Origin of the sequence: Acinetobacter sp. 1130196, from assembly GCF_000588095.1 — a bacterium.
Taxonomy (GTDB): Bacteria; Pseudomonadota; Gammaproteobacteria; order Pseudomonadales; family Moraxellaceae; genus Acinetobacter; species Acinetobacter nosocomialis.
The window spans coordinates 14891-35754 of sequence record NZ_JFWX01000009.1; the positions used below are offsets into that span (position 1 = coordinate 14891).

Sequence of the window (20864 nt, forward strand, 5' to 3'; positions counted from 1 at the left end):
GTGTCGGACTTTTTTTATTTAGTCTTTGCTATATGTGCCTTGTTGGCGTCCACCCTGCCAGACTGCATCTAATGATTTATCCGCAATCGTTAGGCTTTCAGGAAAAATACTTAAATCCTTTTTAAATTTGGCTTCTGGTTTTAAACCAATACAGTCACCGTTTTTCCACCATGTGCCTTCGGCATATTGGTCTAACGCGCCCACTGCAAGCATCCATTTAAACTTGCCATCTGGTTGAAGTAAAAGTTCCGAACCGACTTCCATCACACCATGTAAATAATAGTGCCCACTCCACGCCTGATCGGCTTTTTGGAATTTCACTTCTTTACATGTTGTATTTGCTACATCTGCATACACCTGAGCAGACACAATAAACGTCGAAAGAAGTAGTAAACGTGCAAATATATTTTTCATTATTTAGTTCCTATAATTTTTAAGATTATTTTCCAGACTCAACTTTTAAATAAGTGCCATCAGCATAAACGTTATGTCCAAAGCCACAGCCCGAGTTGCCCTCGTTTTGTTTGACCTGAATATAATTTCCTAATTTCGCACTCGTTTTAAAGTCGAGCTGAATGCGGCAGTCTTCGTCTTTATAAATGGTTTGTTTGGCATTAGACGGCATTTTGGTATCGAACTGCCCCATGTTTGGGCCATAAATTAAACTTCGTAAACCCATATAAACACCCGAATAGCCAATGGCATATTGGCCCTGCTTACGACTTACCGTAATTTGATCCCACTCACCAAAACCTGAGTAACGAACATACTCACCCGACAGGTCATTTGAGGTTTTAGATGCAGGCAATTGCTGAAGGTTAAACTGGCTAGATTTTGATTTTTCATCGAGCATAAACCATGCTCTTGCCCAAAGTGGCTGACCCAATTTGGCATAGGCCAAACCTACGTTATTGTTAGCAACTTCAATATCACGGTCGGTAAATTTAACTGTGGTTCCATCTTCATTGGCTTTACAAAAAGCAGTCCAAGAAGCTTGGTTATGAAAGTTTTCGAGCGCTTTTTTATATTGTTTTTGGTCGTAGTTTTTCTTACCTAAGCTTGCGTATTGCTTCACTTTATTACAGCCTTGTTGTAATTCTTGTTCATAAGAAAACTCAGCATGAGTTACCGTTAAAGCTGAAAGTGTAAGAACCGCGCAACCTGTAATAATCGATTTAATCATTTTTAAAATTCTTTAATAATTAACTAATTATATAATATGAGTTAGCGCTATAAATCACAATTATTTGAAACAAAAGTCTATGAGAAGTGTTTAGTTTTTTATAAAACTGGTTAAATCCATACAGAATAAACTACTGTAAATATTCAACCTTAACTGGTTATTTTAATTGAATATTCCTCCAAAAAATCATGTAGACTGCATGCGTAAAATTTAGGAAGAATTATAAGAGTGAATAATTTAATTATTGGAACCCTATTTGCACTGTGTGCAGCGGCTTTAAATGCGTCGATTGGTGTAATTAGTAAATTACTCATGCATAGTGGTTTAAACCCACAAGACATTGCCTTTTTAAAAACCATTATCGCCTTTTTCTTTTTAAGTGTTTTTTTATTTAAAGTGCCTGTCAGCCAAAAGATTGCGTACATTAGCAGCACTCCAAGTAAGCTCAGCGTTTTTACTCAAATTGCTATATGCGCTTTTTTAGGAATTTTCTCGCTATTCTTTTTTGAAACCATTGCCTATAACCATGGTGCTGCCGCCAATGTCGTGGTGGTACTCATGGCTTCGGCTGCTATTTCTGCCCTATTTTTTGGTCGGTTCATTTTAAAAGAAAGCATCTATATTCATTCGCTTATTGGAACATTATTGGCGGTTGCCGGGATTAGTATTATTTCGTGGAAAGGTGAAAATAGCCTTTTAATGCTGATTAATGCTTCTATTGCGGGTACGGGTTATGGCTTATTTTCAGTTTTAGTGAAAAAATTCAAATTAAACGGCGGGCTGTTTCTAACTAAGTATTTATTGCTATTTGGTAGTGTTTATCTTGCAGTTCCGTTTTTAATCAACTTGCATAGCATTAATTTTAGTACCGATATTGTTTTAGGTTTGATTGGTTTAGCGGTTCTGCCAACCATACTCGGCTTTTTCTGCACCACCAAAGCGTTGTCTTATATGAGTGCAGCAAAGGTGCAAGTGACCGAACTTTCTGAACCAATTTTTGCAGCGCTCATGGCTTGGGTTTTCATTCATGAGCAGCCGACCTTATCGTTTTTATATGGTGCGATTTTTATTATTTCAGGCATCTTTTTAATGAATAAAGCACCGAAATCAAACTAGCCAATTTCATCAATTTCGTTGGCGTGGTGGCAAGCCACTTGCACCACACTGGCAAAGTTAATCGCCATTTGTGAAGGGGCATGTTTCTTATAGGCAAGCCCTAAACCTACCGTAGGTATGGGTGCTTTCAAAGAGCGATAAGCCACACCCTGTATTTGCAATTGTTTGGTCGACTCTGGCACCAAAGACACGCCTAAGTTTGCAGACACCAACGATAAAATTGACACAATTTGCGGAGCGTTTTGTCCAATTTTAGGTTCAAAGCCGCGCTCATGGCAGGCTTGTTTTATCGCATCAAAAAGCCCTGCACTTACTGACGGTGGCGAGACAATAAAGTCAAGCTCTCGTAGTGCGGTTAAATCAATTTCTTGTGTTGAATCGTCCAGTTTAAAAGACTCGGAAGGTAAAGCCGCAATAAGTGGCTCAGCCAATAATTCTTGAAGTATAAGACTGTCCGGCATATTACGTGGCGAACGAATAATCGCGACATCTAAACGGTCTTCAAGCAATAAATCGATGAGCAACAAGGTATTGGCTTCTTCAAGCTTTAAATCCACTTTAGGATATTGCTGCTGAAAATAGCGAACGCATTTAGGAATGAGAGGGTTCAGCATTGAAGTGCCTGTAAAACCTAATCGTAATTGGCCGACTTCGCCATTTGCTACCTGTTTAACAAGGTTTGCTGCATCTTCTACACGCTGCTGTACTGGCTGTATCGCATTTAAAAAGGCAAGCCCCGCTTCGGTCAGCTCCACCCCATGAGGCGAACGGATAAATAAATCTGCACCTAGCTCTTCTTCTAAGTCCCGTATTTGCATGCTTAAAGGCGGCTGGCTCATGTTTAAGCGCTGCGCAGCTTTGGTAAAGTTTTTTTCTTCTGCTACCGCTAAAAAGTAGCGTATATGCCTAAGTTCCATTGCTATATATAAAACATATCATGACCTATTGTTAAATATATTAGAAAAATACCTTCTAAATTGCTAATTTTAATTCATCGAATTTTCTCGATGCAGCATGCCCAAAAGCACTGCTCTTTCTTTCTGTCATGGTCATGATATGAGCTCTTCATCTACATCCAGTACTTTAAACACTGAGGCAACGTCTGTTCTTTCCCGCGAGTGGATTCACAAAGGGACTAAAGCCTATAAGCATGCAGGTTTCGCCTTGTTCCTTGTAGGTTTTGCCAGCTTCTCCCTCATTTATTGTGTGCAGCCACTGTTGCCTGCCTTTAGCCAAAGCTTCCAGATTAGTCCTGCAAGTAGCTCGTTGGCACTGTCATTAACGACTGCTTTTTTAGCAATTTCGATTGTGCTATCGAGTGCCTTTTCACAAGCGATTGGCCGTCGCGGTGTAATCTTTACGTCCATGCTGTGTGCAGCAATTTTAAATATTGTCTCGATGTTTACACCGAACTGGCACAGTTTGCTGATGGCACGTGCGCTAGAAGGTTTATTACTCGGCGGTGTACCCGCAGTGACAATGGCTTGGATTGCCGAAGAAATTGCACCTGAGCACCTCGGTAAAACCATGGGGTTATATATTGCAGGGACAGCCTTTGGTGGCATGATGGGCCGTGTCGGCATGGGTATTTTGGTTGAATATTTTTCATGGCGCACCGCTTTAGGCTTGCTTGGCGCAATCTGTTTTATTTGCTCAATTGCCTTTTTAAACTTACTGCCTGCTTCGCGTAATTTTGTGCAGAAAAAAGGGCTCAATTTAGGCTTTCACATGCAAATGTGGCGCGCTCATTTAAGCAATACTAAATTATTACGCCTGTTTGCGATTGGTTTCTTGCTCACCAGTGTGTTTGTGACTCTGTTTAACTACGCGACTTTCCGCTTAAGTGGCGCGCCTTATTCACTGAGTCAGACACAAATTAGCCTTATTTTCTTGTCGTATAGCTTCGGTATGGTGTCTTCATCGTTGGCAGGTAGCTTAGCCGATCGCTTTGGTAAAAAAACCATGATGATGAGTGGCTTTGCGCTCATGATTATAGGTAGCCTCATGACCCTACTCAGTTCGCTTTTTGGCATTATTATTGGGATTGCCTTTATTACCACAGGCTTCTTTATTACCCACTCACTCACCAGTAGTTCAGTTGGTGTTGAAAGCAAACAAGCCAAAGCTCATGCCAGTTCGCTTTACTTGCTGTTTTACTATATGGGATCAAGTATTGTCGGCTCGGCGGGCGGTTGGTTCTGGTTACACGGTGGCTGGAGTGCGATTGTAGCTTTGACTGTTGTACTGTCATTATTGGGAATATTTTTAGTGGTTTATACCGCACATGCGAAAGCGCATTAATTGATACATGAAAGGAAAATTACATGTCGAGTTTATTTGTTTATGGCACTTTAGTCCCTGGTCGCCCTAATGCGCATATACTTGAAAATATTGGCGGCCAGTGGGCAGAAGGTTGGGTAAACGGAACCCTACGTCATGAAGGTTGGGGAGCAGATTTAGGCTATCCGGGAATTGTACTCGATGATAGTGCTAACCAAGTGCAAGGTTTTGTTTTTAGCTCGGAACATCTAGATGCAAACTGGAAATTACTGGATGACTTTGAAGGCGAAGAGTACGAAAGAGTACCTGTTCGTGTCACTTTAAATAGTGGTGAACATGTTGATTCTTTTATTTATATGTTGAAGCCTTAGGCCATTTTTAAAGCTCAAACGCATAAGCGCTTAAAAATTGATAGAAAAAATCCAAATGCTCATTTTTTGGCTTGTATTTTTTTTAAGAAACTGTAAAATTCACTCCACATCGCCGGCATAGCTCAGTTGGTAGAGCAACTGACTTGTAATCAGTAGGTCCACAGTTCGAATCCGTGTGCCGGCACCATCATTAAACCTCATGAATATTTGATTTATGGGGTTTTTTGTTGTTTGTAGGTTTTGAAATATAGCTTTTAGCTATGTTGCCTTAGACGAAAAAGAGATTCGTTAATAAGAAATGAAAAAAGCCCAACTTCCTGTTGGGCTTTTTTCGTATTTCGTTACTAGGTATACATCCTGTAATACCTCACGTCCTGATGCCTAAACTTATTATTGTTGTTTTACGTTTTGGAACTTCCTGTTCCTGATGAGTTCATCATAGGCAATTCACTAGGTCATAGAAAGACGTCAATTTCCTGAATGAATGTAGGAAAAAGCGTACGAGCTTGTCAGAACAGCTACCCTTCTTTCTTCTTCTCTATCATTTTTTCAAAATGTTTAAGGTTTGGGTTCAACATGTCCCAAGCATAGGCCTGACTCACAAAAACCTCCGCTTTAGGGTGATAGACACTTGGGTCATCCAAAGTACCTGCGCGTATCGAGATCATTTCAGGAACAAGTTCAGGTAAACCAAAAAGCTGAGAACCACAAGTCGGGCAAAAAGCTCTTTTAATAGGACGGCCAGAAGAACCGACGGTCTCAAAATATTTAAGTTCGCCAGTTATTTTCAATTCAGATTGATGAAAAAAAGCGATGGGCGCATAGGCCGAACCTGTGGCTTTTTGGCAATCTCGACAATGGCAATTAAAACTATAACGTGGCTCTGCATCGCTTTGATAGCTTACAGCTCCACATAAACATGATCCTTGATATTTAACTGACATGGCACATCCTATTTTTTTATTGCTGTTATTTGAATATAACGGACATATCCATATTGATAGAGTTGTTGGCACAACTTTGCAGTCATTTGAATTTTAAACTTTGCCAACCCTCGACTATGGCTTTGTCCTTGTTGATTTCGAATATATTGTGAAAAACCTAATAATACCTGTTCTGACAAATCTTCGATTTTAATATCTGTAAAACCTTGTTGTTCCAAGGTAGTTTTCAGTATGTCTTCGGTTGGCACAGCCTCCCAAGTGACATCGGCTGCCTTAAGTAAATAACGGTGCTTTTGTTCTTGAAAGGCCGTCATGTTTTGACATGAGTCGGCACGCATTAAGTAATGAAAACCTAATCGTCCTTTTGAATTTAAAACTGGAGTAACCGTATCCAGAAATGAATTTAAATGACTGTGATAAGCTGCATCGATACATAAAATGACATCGAAGCATTGTTTAAATTCAAATTGTTTTAAATTTAAAAATGAACCGCAGAAAACCTGACTTATTTCAGGAATAAGTTTTTGAATTTTATTAACACACGAGGCTTGTAGTTCAACTGCACTGAGGCTTTTGGGGTGATAGTACTGTAACCAGTGCAGCAAACTTGCGCCCTGCCCACAGCCTAAATCAAGTAAATGATCTTTTGAATTTAAATTGACAGCTTGTGCCAAATGGTCAGCCAATTGGCGACAAGCTTCACGGTAGCTTTGGGTATTTTGCCAAAAACCCAAATTTGTCCAAGCAAGCTCTTCACTATCCCCCAAACTTGATGCATCAATTGCATATTTATGGGGAACGAGTCGAGAAAGAGCTGCTCGAACTTTTGCTTTCACAATTTTAGTAACCGAGTTCTGGGGCAACTTCAACCTTAGGCTTTAATCCTACAAATGGTAAAGGTGCACCTAAGATTTCAGCAATATGCATTGCTGAAGTCACGGCTGATTCTAAAATTGGCAAACCATCACATGACCATGAACCACAGTAGAATACTTTACGGTTTGGTTCTAAGTGACGTTGCTGTAGCTCTTTGTTTAAAGCAATGGTTTGTGAGTCTACAACTGCACGCGTTAAGGTCACTTTTGAAATGATTTTTTTAGGGTCAATATCAGTCACTGGACGCCAAGTCTGGAATACAGGATTTTTACCCACAAGCGATGGCTCTACCGCGTTCATCCAAACCGTAAACTGCTGACGAGTAAACTTACGGTCCATCATATAGCTCAGCACTGACCAGTCTTTACGGCGTGGCGGCATCACTGTTGCGTCTGTATGAATAACCAAATCACCTTGTTCAAAGCGGAACTGTTTAAGCAGATTCATATCTTTTGCAAACTGTTCAGGATTTAAGAACTCTTCAAGTTTTGAAGTTGGTGTCGCCACAATAACGCGGTCAAATGTACCTTGGTCACCTTTCTCATTTTCGACCAGAACCTTTTCACCTTGTAGCTCAACTTTTTTAATTGCCGAACCGCTATGGATATCAATGCCTTTAATTAAGCTGTCTACAAACGCAGGTGTACCACCTTTCATACGCAAGAGCATGTCGCCATCGGTTAAATGACGCAAAAACTCAAGAAGGTTTTTCGCAGGCCAGTCACCAATTGTTTTTGGGTTACATGTACAAATCGTATAAAGCACCGGCATCACTACACCATGCCAGAATACTTCTTCAATATCGTTCTGATTAATAAATTCAGCGAGAGTAATATCTTGATTTTTAGATTTAAAGAACTGGTGAATCGCGGTTTTTAGTTGCAACATCCCTTTAACAAGACGCCAGCCATATTGCTGAATGCCTTTACGGTTATTGATAATCGGGAAATTACCAATACGACTACGAGATGTGGTTAGCCATGTTTCCGTACGATCTTCGAATAACCAGCTACAAGACATGTAGGTACGTACTGGAAAAGTTTTAATACCTAGGTGTGCAGCAAGGCTGAGTGTGTTTTTCCATAGATGCGGGTTCATAACACGCAATGGTGCATCAATAATCCCACCATCGAACTCAATGCTATGACTGTCCATTCCCCGGCCAGGAAGTGCTTCAAATATCGTGATTGTATGTCCTGCATCTTTCAGGATTCTTGCTGCTGCAAGTCCTGCCATTCCACTGCCAATAATTGCGATATCCAAAATGATGTCCCATTTTTCGAGAATTTTTTTGATTATCACTCATACCCTAAAAAAACACCGTATTAAAAACTACCAGATTTTTATTTTTTGCATCAATTTATATAGAAGAATTTAAACGAATTAGTGAAGCTGTCGTTCATAAAATTTTACAAAAGAAGATGAGTGTATAAAAACCTATATTTTTTAAAAATTTAAAAAAATTCTTTTAAATAAAATGAGATAATTTAACTATATTTATATCATTCGTTTTACAAGCAATCCTTTTTGCGATATCATGGCATCATAATAATGAGAACTAAATCACACAAAACAATGCCGAAACAATAATGATATCCATCATAAAAATAGAAACTTTACAGCGAAAAAGCCCGCTATTCACACTTGATAGCGGGCTTTTTATTACTTTGCTTTTAAAGATTTTTAAGAACAGCTTAGCAATTTATGCTTCTTGCATGATTGAACCGAATTTTCCACGATTAAAATCATCAATCGCTTCCATAATCTCGGCTTTGGTATTCATGACAAATGGTCCATAGCCTTCAATTGGCTCATTGAGTGGTTGACCAGTCAACACTAGGAATTTAGTGTCTTCTTCAGCATTTAAGCTAAACTCAACTCCCTCACGAGATAAAATCGCAACGGTTTTACCTTCAAGACGGTTTGTATCATTAATGACAACCGCACCCTCTAATATCACCACAAGGGTGGTATGCCCTTCAGGCACATAAAGGGTATGTTTTTGGCCTTTGACCAATTTACCATCCCATACGTTTAATGGACTAAACGTCGTTGCTGCACCTTTTGCATCTGCATATTCACCTGCAATCACACGCAAATGGCTACCGTGCTCGTCTAGCGCAATGTCTGGAATATCTTTGGCTTCAATCGCTTGATATTTTCCAGGGGTCATTTTTGAATGTGAAGGTAAATTTACCCACAATTGCACCATTTCAAACAAGCCGCCATGCTCTGCAAATTCAGGAGAATGGAACTCTTCGTGTAACACTCCTGCACCCGCAGTCATCCATTGCACGTCACCGGTTTTAATGGTTCCGCCACCACCACTTGAGTCTTTATGTGTCACTTCACCTTGGTAGGCAATCGTCACAGTTTCGAAGCCACGGTGAGGATGTGACCCTACACCTTGTTGTTCGGTGGTTGGTGAGAAGTTATAAGGCGCTGCATAATCCAGTAACAAAAATGGGCTTAGGGTTTGGCCTAAACGGTCATAAGAGAACAGGTTATATACAGGGAAACCATCACCAACCCAATGCATGTGGTTATTTTGATATGCACCAAGAAATTTCTTCATCTGATCTCTCCTATATATGTAGGATTTTCTTGAACTGAGAGTAATTTTACGCCTCAATAATTGCAGTTTATAGATCAGGATTAGCAACACATTATTTCATATATGAGACAATCATAAAGTTTGCGGTATTCTTTAAAAGATCGTCCTATTTTTAAAATTCTTAATCCTATTTTTTAGACTTAATCACGACAATAAACTCAACTAGCATAATTTTAGGCACAAATGACCTACTTAATAATTTTGATTATTTATTTTGATAACATGAGGATATAAAAATGGCTCAAGATTACGTACGTTTAGACAAGGATAATGCTGCGGTTCTTTTAGTTGACCACCAAGCAGGTTTACTTTCTTTAGTTCGAGATATCGACCCTGATAAATTTAAAAATAATGTATTAGCGCTTGCAGATGCAGCAAAATATTTTAACTTACCGACGATTTTAACGACCAGTTTTGAAAATGGTCCAAACGGTCCTTTAGTTCCAGAACTAAAAGAACTTTTTCCAGATGCACCATTTATTCCACGTCCTGGTCAAATTAATGCATGGGATAATGAAGACTTCGTAAAAGCAGTTAAAGCGACAGGTAAAAAACAGCTAATTATTGCAGGTGTGGTGACCGAAGTTTGTGTCGCATTCCCTGCACTATCTGCACTCGCAGAAGGCTTCGAAGTGTTTGTGATTACTGATGCTTCTGGTACTTTCAATGAATTAACCCGTGATGCTGCTTGGGACCGTATGTCAAAAGCAGGTGCTCAGCTAATGACTTGGTTTGGTATGGCATGTGAGTTACACCGTGACTGGCGTAATGATGTAGAAGGCTTAGGTGCTCTCTTCTCAAATCATATTCCTGATTACCGCAACCTAATGACAAGCTATAGCTTTAATACATCGCAAAAATAAGCTGAATTGCTAAGATTAGAGTGCTTAAGCGCTCTAATCTTAAATTTAAATGGATTGATCTGACATTGATAAGCTCTTTTGATGATTTTTATTATTTCTATTTAGTCGTAAAACACGGCGGCTTTAGTGCGGCCAGTGAAGCTGAAAATATTAGTAAGTCCAAACTCAGCCGACGCATTATTGACCTTGAAAATAAATTTAATGTCAGCCTGATTCAAAGAACAACCCGCCATTTTAAAGTGACCGATTTAGGCCAAGAGTTCTACGAAGAATGCTGCAAAGTTATTGCCCAAGTTGAATGCGCAGAAAACGTTTTGTTAAAACAAAAAAGTGAGCCTCAAGGACTAGTAAAAGTCAGCTGCCCACCTTTAATGATGCATTTTCAAATTAGAAAAATTTTAAATCAGTTTCTAAAAACCTACCCTAAAGTTGAAATATCGCTTGAGCTAACCAGCCGCCGAGTTGATATCTTGCATGATGACATCGACCTCGCGATTCGGACCAATTTCGAACCGAATGAAGATTCGAATTTAATTGTTCGTGATGTGATTAAAACCGATCACTGTCTAGTGGCTTCGCCTGAATTACTGCAAGGCCGAACTATTGAACATTATTCTGAATTACAAGACTTTCCAAGTATTAGTTTAGGCACTCAAAAGCAAAATTATATTTGGCATTTATGCAATATTCGAAATGGTGAATCGGTTGATGTACTTTATCAACCACGAATCAAAAGTAATGATTTGGCTGGTGTTTATTATTCTGTGATGGATGGTTTAGGTATTGCTGACCTGCCCTTTTTAACCGTTGAATCGGAAATTCGTAAAGGCACACTGGTTCATATTCTTCCTGACTGGAAGTCGAATATTGGCATGCTACAACTGGTTTATGTGTCCCGAAAAGGCCAACGCCTTGTGGTCGAAAAACTCATTGAAACGCTAATTGAAGAACTCAGGCGTTTACCTGAAAGCCATGAAGGGTATTTGCCGACTTAAATAAAAAAACCGGTCATGAATGGGCATGACCGGTTTTTTGTGAAACATCACATACAGCATAGCTGCATGTTTTCGTTCAGAACAAAACGAACTTGTTTTGTTCCTTACTCAGATAAGTCTACGCAGAGATATTTCATTTCGACATATTCTTCGATGCCGAATTTTGAACCTTCACGGCCTAGACCTGACTGTTTTACGCCACCAAACGGAGCAACTTCGTTTGAAATCGCGCCCGTGTTAATGCCGACCATACCGTACTCAAGTGCCTCACCCACGCGCCATTGACGAGCTGTGCTTTGAGTAAATAAATAAGCAGCTAAACCGAACTCGGTATCGTTTGCCATTGCCACTGCTTCATCTTCAGTTTTAAAGCGGAACAGTGGTGCAAGCGGACCAAAAGTTTCTTCTTTAGACACTTTCATGTCTTGTGTTACGCCAGTTAACACAGTCGGTTCAAAGAATGTACCGCCAAGTGTCGAGCGTTGACCACCAATACGAACTGTTGCACCTTTCTCAGTTGCATCTGCAATATGAGACTGAACTTTTGCAATCGCATCTTCATCAATTAAAGGGCCTTGAGTTGAACCTTCTTGACGGCCATCGCCAACTTTCAGCTTAGACACGGCTTCAACCAAACGCTCTGCTAACGCATCATAAATACCGTCTTGAACATAAATACGGTTAGCACATACACAGGTTTGACCACTGTTGCGATATTTACTTGCCATAATGCCCTGAACTGCTTGTTCAAGATTAGCATCGTCAAATACTACAACTGGTGCATTACCACCGAGTTCAAGCGAAAGTTTCTTAATGGTTGGCGCACATTGTTGCATCAAAATACGGCCAACTTGTGTTGAACCTGTAAAGCTTAACTTACGAACAATATCGCTTTCGCATAGGGTTTTACCCACTTCAACCGCATCACCACTAATGTTAATTAAAACATCGGCTGGTAAGCCTGCCTGTAAAGCCAATACTTCAAGTGCATAAGCGGTTAACGGCGTTTGTTCTGCTGGTTTAACCAACATAGAACAACCTGCAGCAATCGCTGGACCTGCTTTACGCGTAATCATGGCAGCCGGGAAGTTCCATGGTGTAATCGCGGCAGTAACACCAATCGCTTGTTTAATTACGAGCAGACGTTGATTTGGTTGAGTAGGTGTTAACACTTCACCATCAATACGACGTGCTTGCTCGGCAAACCAGCGAATAAATGAAGCTGCATAACCAATTTCACCACGTGCTTCTGCCAATGGTTTACCTTGCTCAGCCGTTAAAATCTGTGCCAGATTTTCTTTGTGCTCAAGCATGAGGTTGTACCATGCCAATAGCACATCAGCACGAGCCAAAGCAGTTTGCTTTTTCCAAGCAGCCTGCGCTTTTGCTGAACGGTTAATTGCGGCTTCAACCCCTGCACGGTCATAGGTTTTTACCCATGCCAAAGTTTCACCTGTAGCAGCATCATTCACCTCGATATAGTCATTTGATGCAGGTGCTTCTAATGAAATATCAGGATGTTTTAATAAATACTGCAAATTATTTTGAATCATGCAGATTGCTCCATTGCTTTTGCACTACCTGCTTTTAGTATTGCAAAACCTTGTTTCAAGATATCAAGACCTTGGCGGAATTGCTCAGCAGGAATGGTTAATGGATATAAGAAACGAATTACATTACCGTATTTACCACAAGTAAGAAGTAACAACCCGTTTTCCATTGCATAGTTTTGTACAACTTTTGCTTGTTCAGCAGTTTCAAGTTCTACTGCAACCATTGAACCTAATGCACGAATATCAGTTACGACGTCGCCTGTTGCTTGCTGAATATCTTTAAGCGTAGCAACTAACTCAGCGCCTAATTCATTTGCACGGTCGCATAGGTTTTCTTCTTCAATCGCGTCAATCACAGCATGCGCAGCTGCAACTGCAATTGGGCTACCTGCATAAGTACCGCCTAGACCACCCGGGTTTGGCGCATCCATGACTTCTGCACGGCCCACAACACCCGAAATAGGGAAACCACCGCCCAAGCTTTTCGCCATCGTGATGAGATCTGCTTTAGTTTCATAATGGTTCATCGCAAACAATTTACCAGTACGGGCAAAACCAGATTGCACTTCATCAGCAACAAGTAAAATACCGTGCTTGTCACAAATTGCGCGTAAACGTTTTAAGAACTCGGCTGGCACAACATTGAAACCGCCTTCACCTTGTACTGGCTCAAGTACAATTGCTGCAACATCATGTGGTGCAATATCTTCACTGAAAATATTTTCAACGCTTTCAATTGCCGCATCTACTGAAATACCTTTAGCAGGCACAGGGTAACGTGCGTGGAACACACCCGCTGGCATAACACCAAAATCACGTTTGTAAGGCGCAGTTTTACCTGTCATTGCCATAGTCATAAATGAACGGCCGTGGAAACCGTTACCAAACGTGATAATGCCATGACGACCTGTGTAAGAGCGGGCAATCTTCACCGCATTTTCAACTGCTTCTGCACCTGTTGTGAAAAAAGCTGCCTTCGCAGGACCAGCAATTGGCGCGCGTTCATTAATACGTTCAGCTAAAGCCACATAGCTTTCATAAGGTGTAACTTGATAAGCAGTATGCGTAAATTTAGTGAGTTGTTCAGTCACCGCTGCAATGACTTTAGGGTGGCGATGGCCTGTATTTAAAACCGCGATACCACCAGCAAAATCGATAAATTGGTTGCCTTCCTTGTCCCAAAGCGTGGCATTTTCAGCTTTTTCCGCATACCACTGACACATCACGCCTACACCACGTGGAGTTGCTTGCTGTTTACGTGCGTTAAGTGCAGAATGTTGATTATCCATTTGATTCCCTCATATTTTCATCATCAGTTGCAGCTTTGGTTTCTTGCATCCTGTGCTTAATTTTCAGGGTGCTTTACAACGACTGCCTATGCATGTAATTTCGCTCGTCTGACGCCAACTGACGAGAGCCACTTTTTAACTGTAGGAGAGAGCCAATTGCGTAGTTTACTTGGAGATCATTTGCTGCAACGACTCCAACAGGACACTGAAGGGAAACTACATCAACGCCTTTTCCGTTGCCTGCGTGGTGCCATTATTGATGGAGTCATCCAGCCGAAGACTCGTCTACCTGCATCACGCGACTTAGCCAGTGAAATTCATGTTTCAAGAAATACGGTGCTGAGCGCCTACGAACAACTACAGGCTGAAGGCTACTTAGAAGCACGGACAGGACATGGCACTTGGGTTGCCGAAAAGTTACCAGAGAGTTTTTTAAATACACAAAACAAGAAAAAAGTAGTTTCTAGTCCAAGTGTTCAAAGTTCTTATGCCCTCTCGCAGCGTGGTTCAAACTTATTAGGCTATGCTGCGGCCTCGCCACATCAATGGGGTGCTTTTGTTCCGGGAGCACCCGATGTTACCGAGTTTCCCCATCATATTTTTAGCCGTATTCAAGCACGCTTAAGTCGCGAACCGGACATTAACCGCCTGATTTATAGCAACGCTGGTGGCTGTATAGAGCTTCGAAGTGCGTTGGCAGATTACTTACGTGTTGCACGTTCAGTTCAGTGCGATGCAGACCAGATTATTATTACCGAAGGCATTCATCAAGCGATTGATTTAGTCTCACGTGCACTGAGTGATATGGGAGATAAAGTCTGGATTGAAGATCCCGCTTATTGGGGAATGCGTAATACATTACGAATTAATGGCCTCGATATTCAGCCCATGCCTGTCGATGCTGAAGGTATTATTCCTGAAGAAAATCCGGCAAAGCCGCCTAAACTCATTTTTGTCACCCCTTCACACCAATATCCGCTTGGCTCACATTTAAGCCTTGATCGACGCAGACAATTGATTCAAATCGCACGTCAGCACAATAGCTGGATTGTAGAAGATGACTATGACAGTGAGTTCCGTTTCTCGGGTCAGCCTTATCCATCTTTGCAAGGCTTAGAAAATAACGCACCTGTTTTATATATGGGCACGTTTAGTAAAACCATTTATCCATCTTTAAGAATTGGATATTTGGTCGTCCCTAAGCCGCTATTTTCACCGTTACGTATTGTCGCAGCCGAGCTTTACCGTGGTGGGCACTTGCTTGAGCAAAAGGCTCTCGCTGAATTTATTCGTGAAGGTCATTATGAAGCGCATATTCGCCGTATGCGCCTGCTCTATGGTAAACGCCGTGACTACTTGGTGAGTTTAATTCAACGCTACCTTGGCCCCGAATTTATTCATGAATATGACGAAGCGGCAGGGTTACATCTGGTTTTAAAACTGCCGAACGCTTGCGATGATGTCGCGATTGCAGCCACAGCGCTTGAACGTGGTGTTAAAGTTCGTCCACTGTCTCAGTACTACATGCAGTCGCATGCACATGCCGAACGTGGACTGCTGATGGGCTTTGCCTGTGTAAATGAAAAAGACATGGTGATGGCTTTTGGTGTCTTGCTCCAATGCTTACGTGAAGCAGGCGTACCTACGCTGAATTGATCTTTTTATCTGAGTAAATAAAAAAAGAGCCTCATTGTGAGGCTCTTTTGGTTTAAAAATTCTAAACTAATTTTTCTTCATGGCTATGAGTTAAATGGGTTGCGCGACGCTCTTTACCCCATCCCAGTTTTTCAGACAACAATCCGAAGAACACAATAATGCCGAACAGCGCTGTAGTGTAAATCACTTCTTTAAAATAAGTACCTTCAATCAGCATGGTGAGAATTGCACCAATAATTGCAAAGATCACCAGGTAAGTTAAGTAAGGGAACATCCACATTTTAAAGTCAATTTTCACGCCTTCAGCTTCTAACTTTTTACGCATACGAAGCTGAGAATAAGCAATGGTTAAGTACACATATAGTGTTGCCGCGCCTGTTGTTAGCATGAAAAAGTCATACACATCCATACTCTTGGTTGCAGTTAAAATCACGGCAATTACAGAGAAGAAGCATGACACAATCACGCCCACCAACGGACTACTTTTACTGTTTACAGAACCAAAACTTTTCGGTGCATCACCACGTTTAGATAGTGAGAATAACATTCGTGAACATGTGTAAAGCGCCGAGTTAAAACAACTACATACCGACGTTAACACTACAAAATTTACAATATGGCGCGCGCCCGGAATACCAAGAGCAGACAACGTAACGCTATAAGTACCCCAAGTTGAATCTTTCAAAAGTTCATTGTTGTGAGGAATTAAACATACCGCAACAAACATTGAACCAACGTAGAATAAAATAATTCGCCAAACCACAGAGTTCGAAGCTTTACGAATTTCTTTAGATGGATTTGCCGACTCTGCTGCTGCTACAGTCACAATTTCAGCGCCAATATAGGCAAACATCACCCCAAGCAAGGCGGTAATCACTGATGAACCGCCATTTGGCATAAAGCCTTGAGAGGTTAAGTTACTAATACCAGATGCAGCCGGATTACCCCAAGGCCATAAATGCATGATGGCTAAGCTACCAATCACAAGGAAAACAACAATCGCGATCACTTTGATGAGTGCAAACCAGAACTCGAATTCACCATAGTTCTTGACGTTTTGTAAATTAACAGCAACCAGTGCACCAATCACCACGGTCATATAGACCCAGATCGGTATAAACGGGAACCAGTTATTTAAAATTTTTCCTGCTACATAAGCTTCCCAGCCCATGAGCATTGCCAGTGTACACCAGTACAACCAACCAATTGAAAATCCTGCCCAACGGCCAATCGCACGATCCGCATAAGTTGAAAAAGAGCCACTGTCGGGATTTAAAACGGCCATCTCGCCTAACATACGCATGATGAACCAAACGAGTAAACCACCTAAAGCATAAGTTAGAAAAACCACCGGACCGGTGTTGTAGATAATACTGCCTGAGCCAACAAAGAGAGAGCCACCAATAACCCCAGCAATCGAGATCATGGTTAAGTGGCGTGATTTAAGTCCATGTTTTAAACTTTGGGAGTGATTGGCTTCAGAACCATTTTGATGAGCTGCCATATCATTTTCCTTAATATATGGAGGATATCGGCTAGTCTCGGAAATCCTCCGAAGCCAAAAAATATCCCCTAAAAATTTAGCCGTTCTGCTCAACTCCTAAAACAGAAAATTCACTGAGCTTATCCGGCGCTTCTGTATGCATACTTCCAATGGCTTTAATTTGTCGTTTCGGCTCTCAAGAAACGAGAGCCATTTTTGTAATAAAAGAGAGAGCCAATTGCAAAATTTATACGCAAAATTGGCCCTTTTTGTATTAAGTGAGGCTAAATGGCTTTTAGTTTTTATTTTAAGCAGTTTGAAATACTTTAGTTTTGTTCAGAAATTAATAACGCTTTTGTGCCTGTTTCTAAGGCTCTAAATATATGTTTTTGATCGGCTGGATAACAAATATAATCTCCAACACCCAGCTCAACCGCTTCATCAATTAAACCCACCAAAGCTCGCCCTTCCACTACAATAATATGTTCGACAGAACCGACCGGATGTGGTTCTGAAAGTCGATCTTCACCCGGTTCAACAATCAATAAATACACATCTCGGCGCGCATGGGGTGGACAGGTCGCCAACAAAATTGCTTTGTAATTGGCAATCTCCGAACTCACCGTTGGCCCATCACCACAGCGAATGACTTGCACTTGATTGCTCGGTTCTTCCATTAAACGTGCAAATGGAATATTGAGTGCAACACAAAGTGCCCACAAGGTTTCAATACTTGGATTCCCTTGCCCTGCCTCTAATTGAGAAAGTGTAGATTTGGCAACACCTGCACGGCGTGCAACCTCTGCCAATGAAAGACCTGCTCTTTGGCGTTCACGCGTTAAACCTTTGGCAATAATTTCAATTGGCTGAGACATTCATTCTACCCGTTCTATAAAAAAAACGATCGTTCGTTTTGACAAAACAATCAGACTTATTCATTATAATGGAAAATCGTTCGTTATATCATGCTATGTCTACATACTCTCTGATTAAAAAACTTAGTAAAGACACTACTCGCTCGATTTTCTTTGTGTGTCTAGCAACCAGCGTGGTTGGTATGTCTTTAGGTTCACTCGCTGCAAGTTATGGCTTAGCACTCTGGATCCCGCTTTGCCTATCTGTCTTTGTGCTTGCAGGAACTGCTGAATTTATTTTTATTGGTTTCTTGGCTGTAGGTGGTAGCCCAATTGCGGCTGCGATTGCAGGACTACTCGTCAATTTAAGGCACTTGCCTTTTGGGATTGCGGTCAATGAACTAATCCGAGGTAAATTCTCTCGATATTTCGGAGCTCATATCATGAATGATGAAAGCGTTTTGTTTGGTATGGCACAACCTGATTTCGAGACAAAAAAAGCCGCTTATTGGTTATGTGGTATAGGCATCATGCTGACTTGGCCACTCGGTGTCACTGCGGGTTATTTTATTGGAAGTGCTATTCCAGACCCGAAAACATTTGGTCTAGATGCCATTTTCCCTGCCATTTTAATTGCACTTACTTTTAATGCGTTAAAGAACAAATCTACCCGAAAAGCTGCATTTGCCGGATCAACTTTAGCGCTAATTACTACACCTTTTTTGGCCTCAGGACTTCCGATTCTGATTTCGCTTTTTGGCTTGATATGGGGTAGAAAGAAATGAGTCAACAGTTACTTATTATTTTAGGTATAGCCCTACTTGCACTGGGGACTTATAGTATTCGTTTTGCCGGTTTTCACTTGGGTGCCAAATTCTCTTTTTCCGAAAAATACCAAGTTTTACTATCAAACGGCGCAACGGTTTTACTGTGTGCGATTGCGGTCACGACGACATTTTTTGAAGGCCAACACTTCGCGGGTTTCGCACGTATATTCGGTGTTGGCTTAGCACTGTTTTTGGTTTGGAAAAAAGTACCGCTTTTATTGGTGATTTGCTTGGCAGCTGCTGGCACGGCCCTAATACGTTTGCTCGGAATTGAGTAATAAAAAAGGCGAGATAAACTCGCCTTTTTTTAAACTTTTGATTAGAACGGAAGTCCATATATTTTTTATATATATTTTTTTAATTCAAATACTTAAAATTAATTAATAATTTTTTGTAAAGTTAAAAGTGTTTAAGAAGAGCTTTTTTTTGATTTATGAGATCTTACGTCTTTTTAACTTTACAAAAGTAGCTCAAATGAAATTATCTAAATATATCTTTTCTATATCTAAGATTGACTTATCACAAGTTAACAACAAGCTATTTAAGTTATCATAATTATGAATTGAATTTTTTAGAGATTAAAATGCAGACGGACTATTTATATAACAAAAAAGATTTTTTATTAGAATATATTAATAATAAGCCAGTTTATATATTCGAGGATCATGCTACAGCAGTTATACCTTGGTTGATGATTAAAGAGAGAATACAATCAACCCCACACCTAATAACATTAGATCACCATACTGATACGATGAAAGCTTTCAGACTTTATTATGGGACTCAAATACAACAAGCGAGAGATTGTGAACAAAAACATTACGAAATTGAGTCTAAAATTTCTTTGCTTATATTAAAACTTAAAGAATTAGCAGAAGTATATAATTATGATCAAATGGAACCATTGTTAAAAGATCTTCGCAACGATGAACATATAGATTTATCCATTAAATTAGGCATATTAAGTTATTCAATAACATTACCTAGTAGTAATATGATTGAACCACCTACCGAGTCAAATTTAATCAAAGAATATCGCCAAAAACAAACTGAGTATGATCGTAACATAAAGGAAGCATTTAACAGTGGGCAATTAGATAAACTAAAAACTCTCATTGAACCTAGCTATCCCTATGAAGACGATTTAAGTTTTATAAAAACCTATACTATGCCTACAGATAAAATGTTTATTGTTGAACCTAATATAAAATGTGATGGTCTTAGTAGTGCAGATGAAGATTCATGTATGCATGCATATAACAGTAACGTTATTGATGATTGTTTTTTATTTAATCAGATTGGGCTAGCAAGTAGCATGACAATTACTACAACAGGTAAAGTTGTTACAGAAGAGCCATACATACTTGATATTGATCTGGATTATTTTCATAACACTAAGTCAATTAATCCACGAAATTATGAATGTTTTTACGCCTTGATACGGCATGCACAAGCTATCACAATTGCAAAAGAAAGTGCATGTGTTCTTATGGGTAAAGAAGAGGCTGAAAATGAGTACTCTTTTAACTCAGATTTTTTGCTAAGCGAATTAAAAAAACATATCTACATAGCAACATCTCGCAATAAATAATATGAATACAGAGCAACTCTATCCAGCAAATTCAAATTTATCTCATATTGATATCTCGACTGGAATCATTAAATGATAAGTTTTATAACTCAAAAAATTTAGAGATATTCTACAAAGACCACGGTGTACTTCGCGAGCTAGTCCCAAAGAGGTACACCTTTATTTTTAAGGGGGGTACCATTCACTTACATAGGACTACTCGACAAATATTAGCGATATCAGCTTGTTTCATATCATCAGGCAAAGTAATTTTGAAGAAGGCCATATGAAATATAAATATTATTTTTTTCATAAACTTATATGGAAATTATCGATATTTGTAAAGTTGCATAGGAAGCTTATGAATTATTTTATGGTCAGGGCTTATGA

At 40.1% G+C, this 20864-nt stretch carries 20 protein-coding genes and 1 tRNA gene; 10 read left to right on the forward strand and 11 right to left on the reverse strand.

Annotation, left to right across the window (positions count from 1 at the left end; all coding sequences use genetic code 11):
* Positions 1-18 precede the first annotated feature (18 nt).
* Together J671_RS10690 and J671_RS10695 are read right to left on the reverse strand one after the other, a co-directional pair.
* Positions 19-414 (reverse strand): hypothetical protein, encoded by a 396-nt coding sequence (locus tag J671_RS10690; protein WP_031982229.1) that lies wholly within the window; start codon positions 412-414, stop codon positions 19-21.
* Positions 415-439: 25 nt separating this feature from the next.
* On the reverse strand, positions 440-1183 hold the full coding sequence (locus J671_RS10695; RefSeq protein WP_031982230.1) for a hypothetical protein: 744 nt from the start codon (positions 1181-1183) through the stop codon (positions 440-442).
* Between the two features lie 228 nt (positions 1184-1411).
* Between J671_RS10695 and J671_RS10700 the strand changes: the two genes are divergently transcribed.
* Entirely contained in the window at positions 1412-2299 is an 888-nt protein-coding gene (locus J671_RS10700; RefSeq protein WP_031982231.1) for a DMT family transporter, read from the forward strand.
* Here the strand turns inward: J671_RS10700 and sxtR are convergent.
* On the reverse strand, positions 2296-3216 hold the full coding sequence (sxtR, locus tag J671_RS10705; protein ID WP_031982233.1) for a multidrug efflux pump transcriptional activator SxtR: 921 nt from the start codon (positions 3214-3216) through the stop codon (positions 2296-2298). The two genes, J671_RS10700 and sxtR, sit on opposite strands and share 4 nt — an antisense overlap.
* A 139-nt stretch (positions 3217-3355) precedes the next feature.
* On the opposite strand from sxtR, the gene sxtP reads away from it, so the two are divergent.
* The 3 genes from sxtP (at position 3356) to J671_RS10720 (ending at position 5137) form a co-directional block, all read left to right on the forward strand.
* Complete coding sequence (gene sxtP / locus J671_RS10710; RefSeq protein ID WP_031982235.1) at positions 3356-4600, forward strand: multidrug efflux MFS transporter SxtP; 1245 nt, start codon at positions 3356-3358, stop codon at positions 4598-4600.
* Positions 4601-4623: 23 nt separating this feature from the next.
* Positions 4624-4950 (forward strand): gamma-glutamylcyclotransferase family protein, encoded by a 327-nt coding sequence (locus tag J671_RS10715; protein WP_031982236.1) that lies wholly within the window; start codon positions 4624-4626, stop codon positions 4948-4950.
* 111 nt (positions 4951-5061) lie between these two features.
* A tRNA-Thr gene (locus tag J671_RS10720) sits at positions 5062-5137 on the forward strand.
* A gap of 331 nt (positions 5138-5468) precedes the next feature.
* Here the strand turns inward: J671_RS10720 and J671_RS10725 are convergent.
* From J671_RS10725 to J671_RS10740, 4 genes are all read right to left on the reverse strand, one after another.
* Positions 5469-5894, reverse strand: a complete 426-nt coding sequence (locus tag J671_RS10725; protein WP_022576038.1) for a GFA family protein — start codon at positions 5892-5894, stop codon at positions 5469-5471.
* A gap of 8 nt (positions 5895-5902) precedes the next feature.
* The gene (locus tag J671_RS10730; RefSeq protein WP_022576039.1) at positions 5903-6730 is read right to left on the reverse strand and encodes an SAM-dependent methyltransferase; all 828 of its coding nucleotides are present in this window, start codon (positions 6728-6730) and stop codon (positions 5903-5905) included.
* 4 nt (positions 6731-6734) lie between these two features.
* Entirely contained in the window at positions 6735-8033 is a 1299-nt protein-coding gene (locus J671_RS10735) for an FAD-dependent oxidoreductase (protein ID WP_031982238.1), read from the reverse strand.
* A gap of 439 nt (positions 8034-8472) precedes the next feature.
* A complete protein-coding gene (locus J671_RS10740; RefSeq protein WP_002052147.1) occupies positions 8473-9345 on the reverse strand; it encodes a pirin family protein in 873 nt (290 codons plus the stop codon).
* A gap of 275 nt (positions 9346-9620) precedes the next feature.
* On the opposite strand from J671_RS10740, the gene ycaC reads away from it, so the two are divergent.
* A complete protein-coding gene (gene ycaC, locus J671_RS10745) occupies positions 9621-10247 on the forward strand; it encodes an isochorismate family cysteine hydrolase YcaC (RefSeq protein WP_002052204.1) in 627 nt (208 codons plus the stop codon).
* A gap of 20 nt (positions 10248-10267) precedes the next feature.
* Positions 10268-11242, forward strand: a complete 975-nt coding sequence (locus J671_RS10750) for a LysR substrate-binding domain-containing protein (protein WP_031982239.1) — start codon at positions 10268-10270, stop codon at positions 11240-11242.
* 104 nt (positions 11243-11346) lie between these two features.
* Here the strand turns inward: J671_RS10750 and J671_RS10755 are convergent, their stop codons facing one another.
* Entirely contained in the window at positions 11347-12795 is a 1449-nt protein-coding gene (locus tag J671_RS10755; RefSeq protein ID WP_031982240.1) for an NAD-dependent succinate-semialdehyde dehydrogenase, read from the reverse strand.
* Positions 12792-14084 carry a 4-aminobutyrate--2-oxoglutarate transaminase gene (gene gabT / locus J671_RS10760; RefSeq protein WP_031982241.1) on the reverse strand — a complete coding sequence of 431 codons (1293 nt, stop codon included), beginning with the start codon at positions 14082-14084 and terminating at the stop codon, positions 12792-12794. Before gabT ends, J671_RS10755 begins: the two co-directional genes overlap by 4 nt.
* Before the next feature lie 156 nt (positions 14085-14240).
* On the opposite strand from gabT, the gene J671_RS10765 reads away from it, so the two are divergent.
* The gene (locus J671_RS10765; RefSeq protein ID WP_002052153.1) at positions 14241-15740 is read left to right on the forward strand and encodes a PLP-dependent aminotransferase family protein; all 1500 of its coding nucleotides are present in this window, start codon (positions 14241-14243) and stop codon (positions 15738-15740) included.
* A 61-nt stretch (positions 15741-15801) separates the two neighbouring features.
* On the opposite strand, the gene J671_RS10770 is transcribed toward J671_RS10765, so the two are convergent.
* On the reverse strand, positions 15802-17244 hold the full coding sequence (locus J671_RS10770) for an amino acid permease (protein WP_031982242.1): 1443 nt from the start codon (positions 17242-17244) through the stop codon (positions 15802-15804).
* Between the two features lie 305 nt (positions 17245-17549).
* Positions 17550-18098 carry a helix-turn-helix domain-containing protein gene (locus J671_RS10775; protein ID WP_000081859.1) on the reverse strand — a complete coding sequence of 183 codons (549 nt, stop codon included), beginning with the start codon at positions 18096-18098 and terminating at the stop codon, positions 17550-17552.
* 68 nt (positions 18099-18166) lie between these two features.
* Here J671_RS10775 and J671_RS10780 point away from each other — a divergent pair, with 68 nt between their 5' ends.
* From J671_RS10780 to J671_RS10790, 3 genes are all read left to right on the forward strand, one after another.
* Positions 18167-18862, forward strand: a complete 696-nt coding sequence (locus J671_RS10780) for an AzlC family ABC transporter permease (protein WP_031982243.1) — start codon at positions 18167-18169, stop codon at positions 18860-18862.
* Complete coding sequence (locus J671_RS10785; RefSeq protein ID WP_031982244.1) at positions 18859-19182, forward strand: AzlD domain-containing protein; 324 nt, start codon at positions 18859-18861, stop codon at positions 19180-19182. Before J671_RS10780 ends, J671_RS10785 begins: the two co-directional genes overlap by 4 nt.
* A gap of 305 nt (positions 19183-19487) precedes the next feature.
* Positions 19488-20495 carry a UPF0489 family protein gene (locus J671_RS10790; protein WP_031982246.1) on the forward strand — a complete coding sequence of 336 codons (1008 nt, stop codon included), beginning with the start codon at positions 19488-19490 and terminating at the stop codon, positions 20493-20495.
* Positions 20496-20864: the final 369 nt, after the last annotated feature.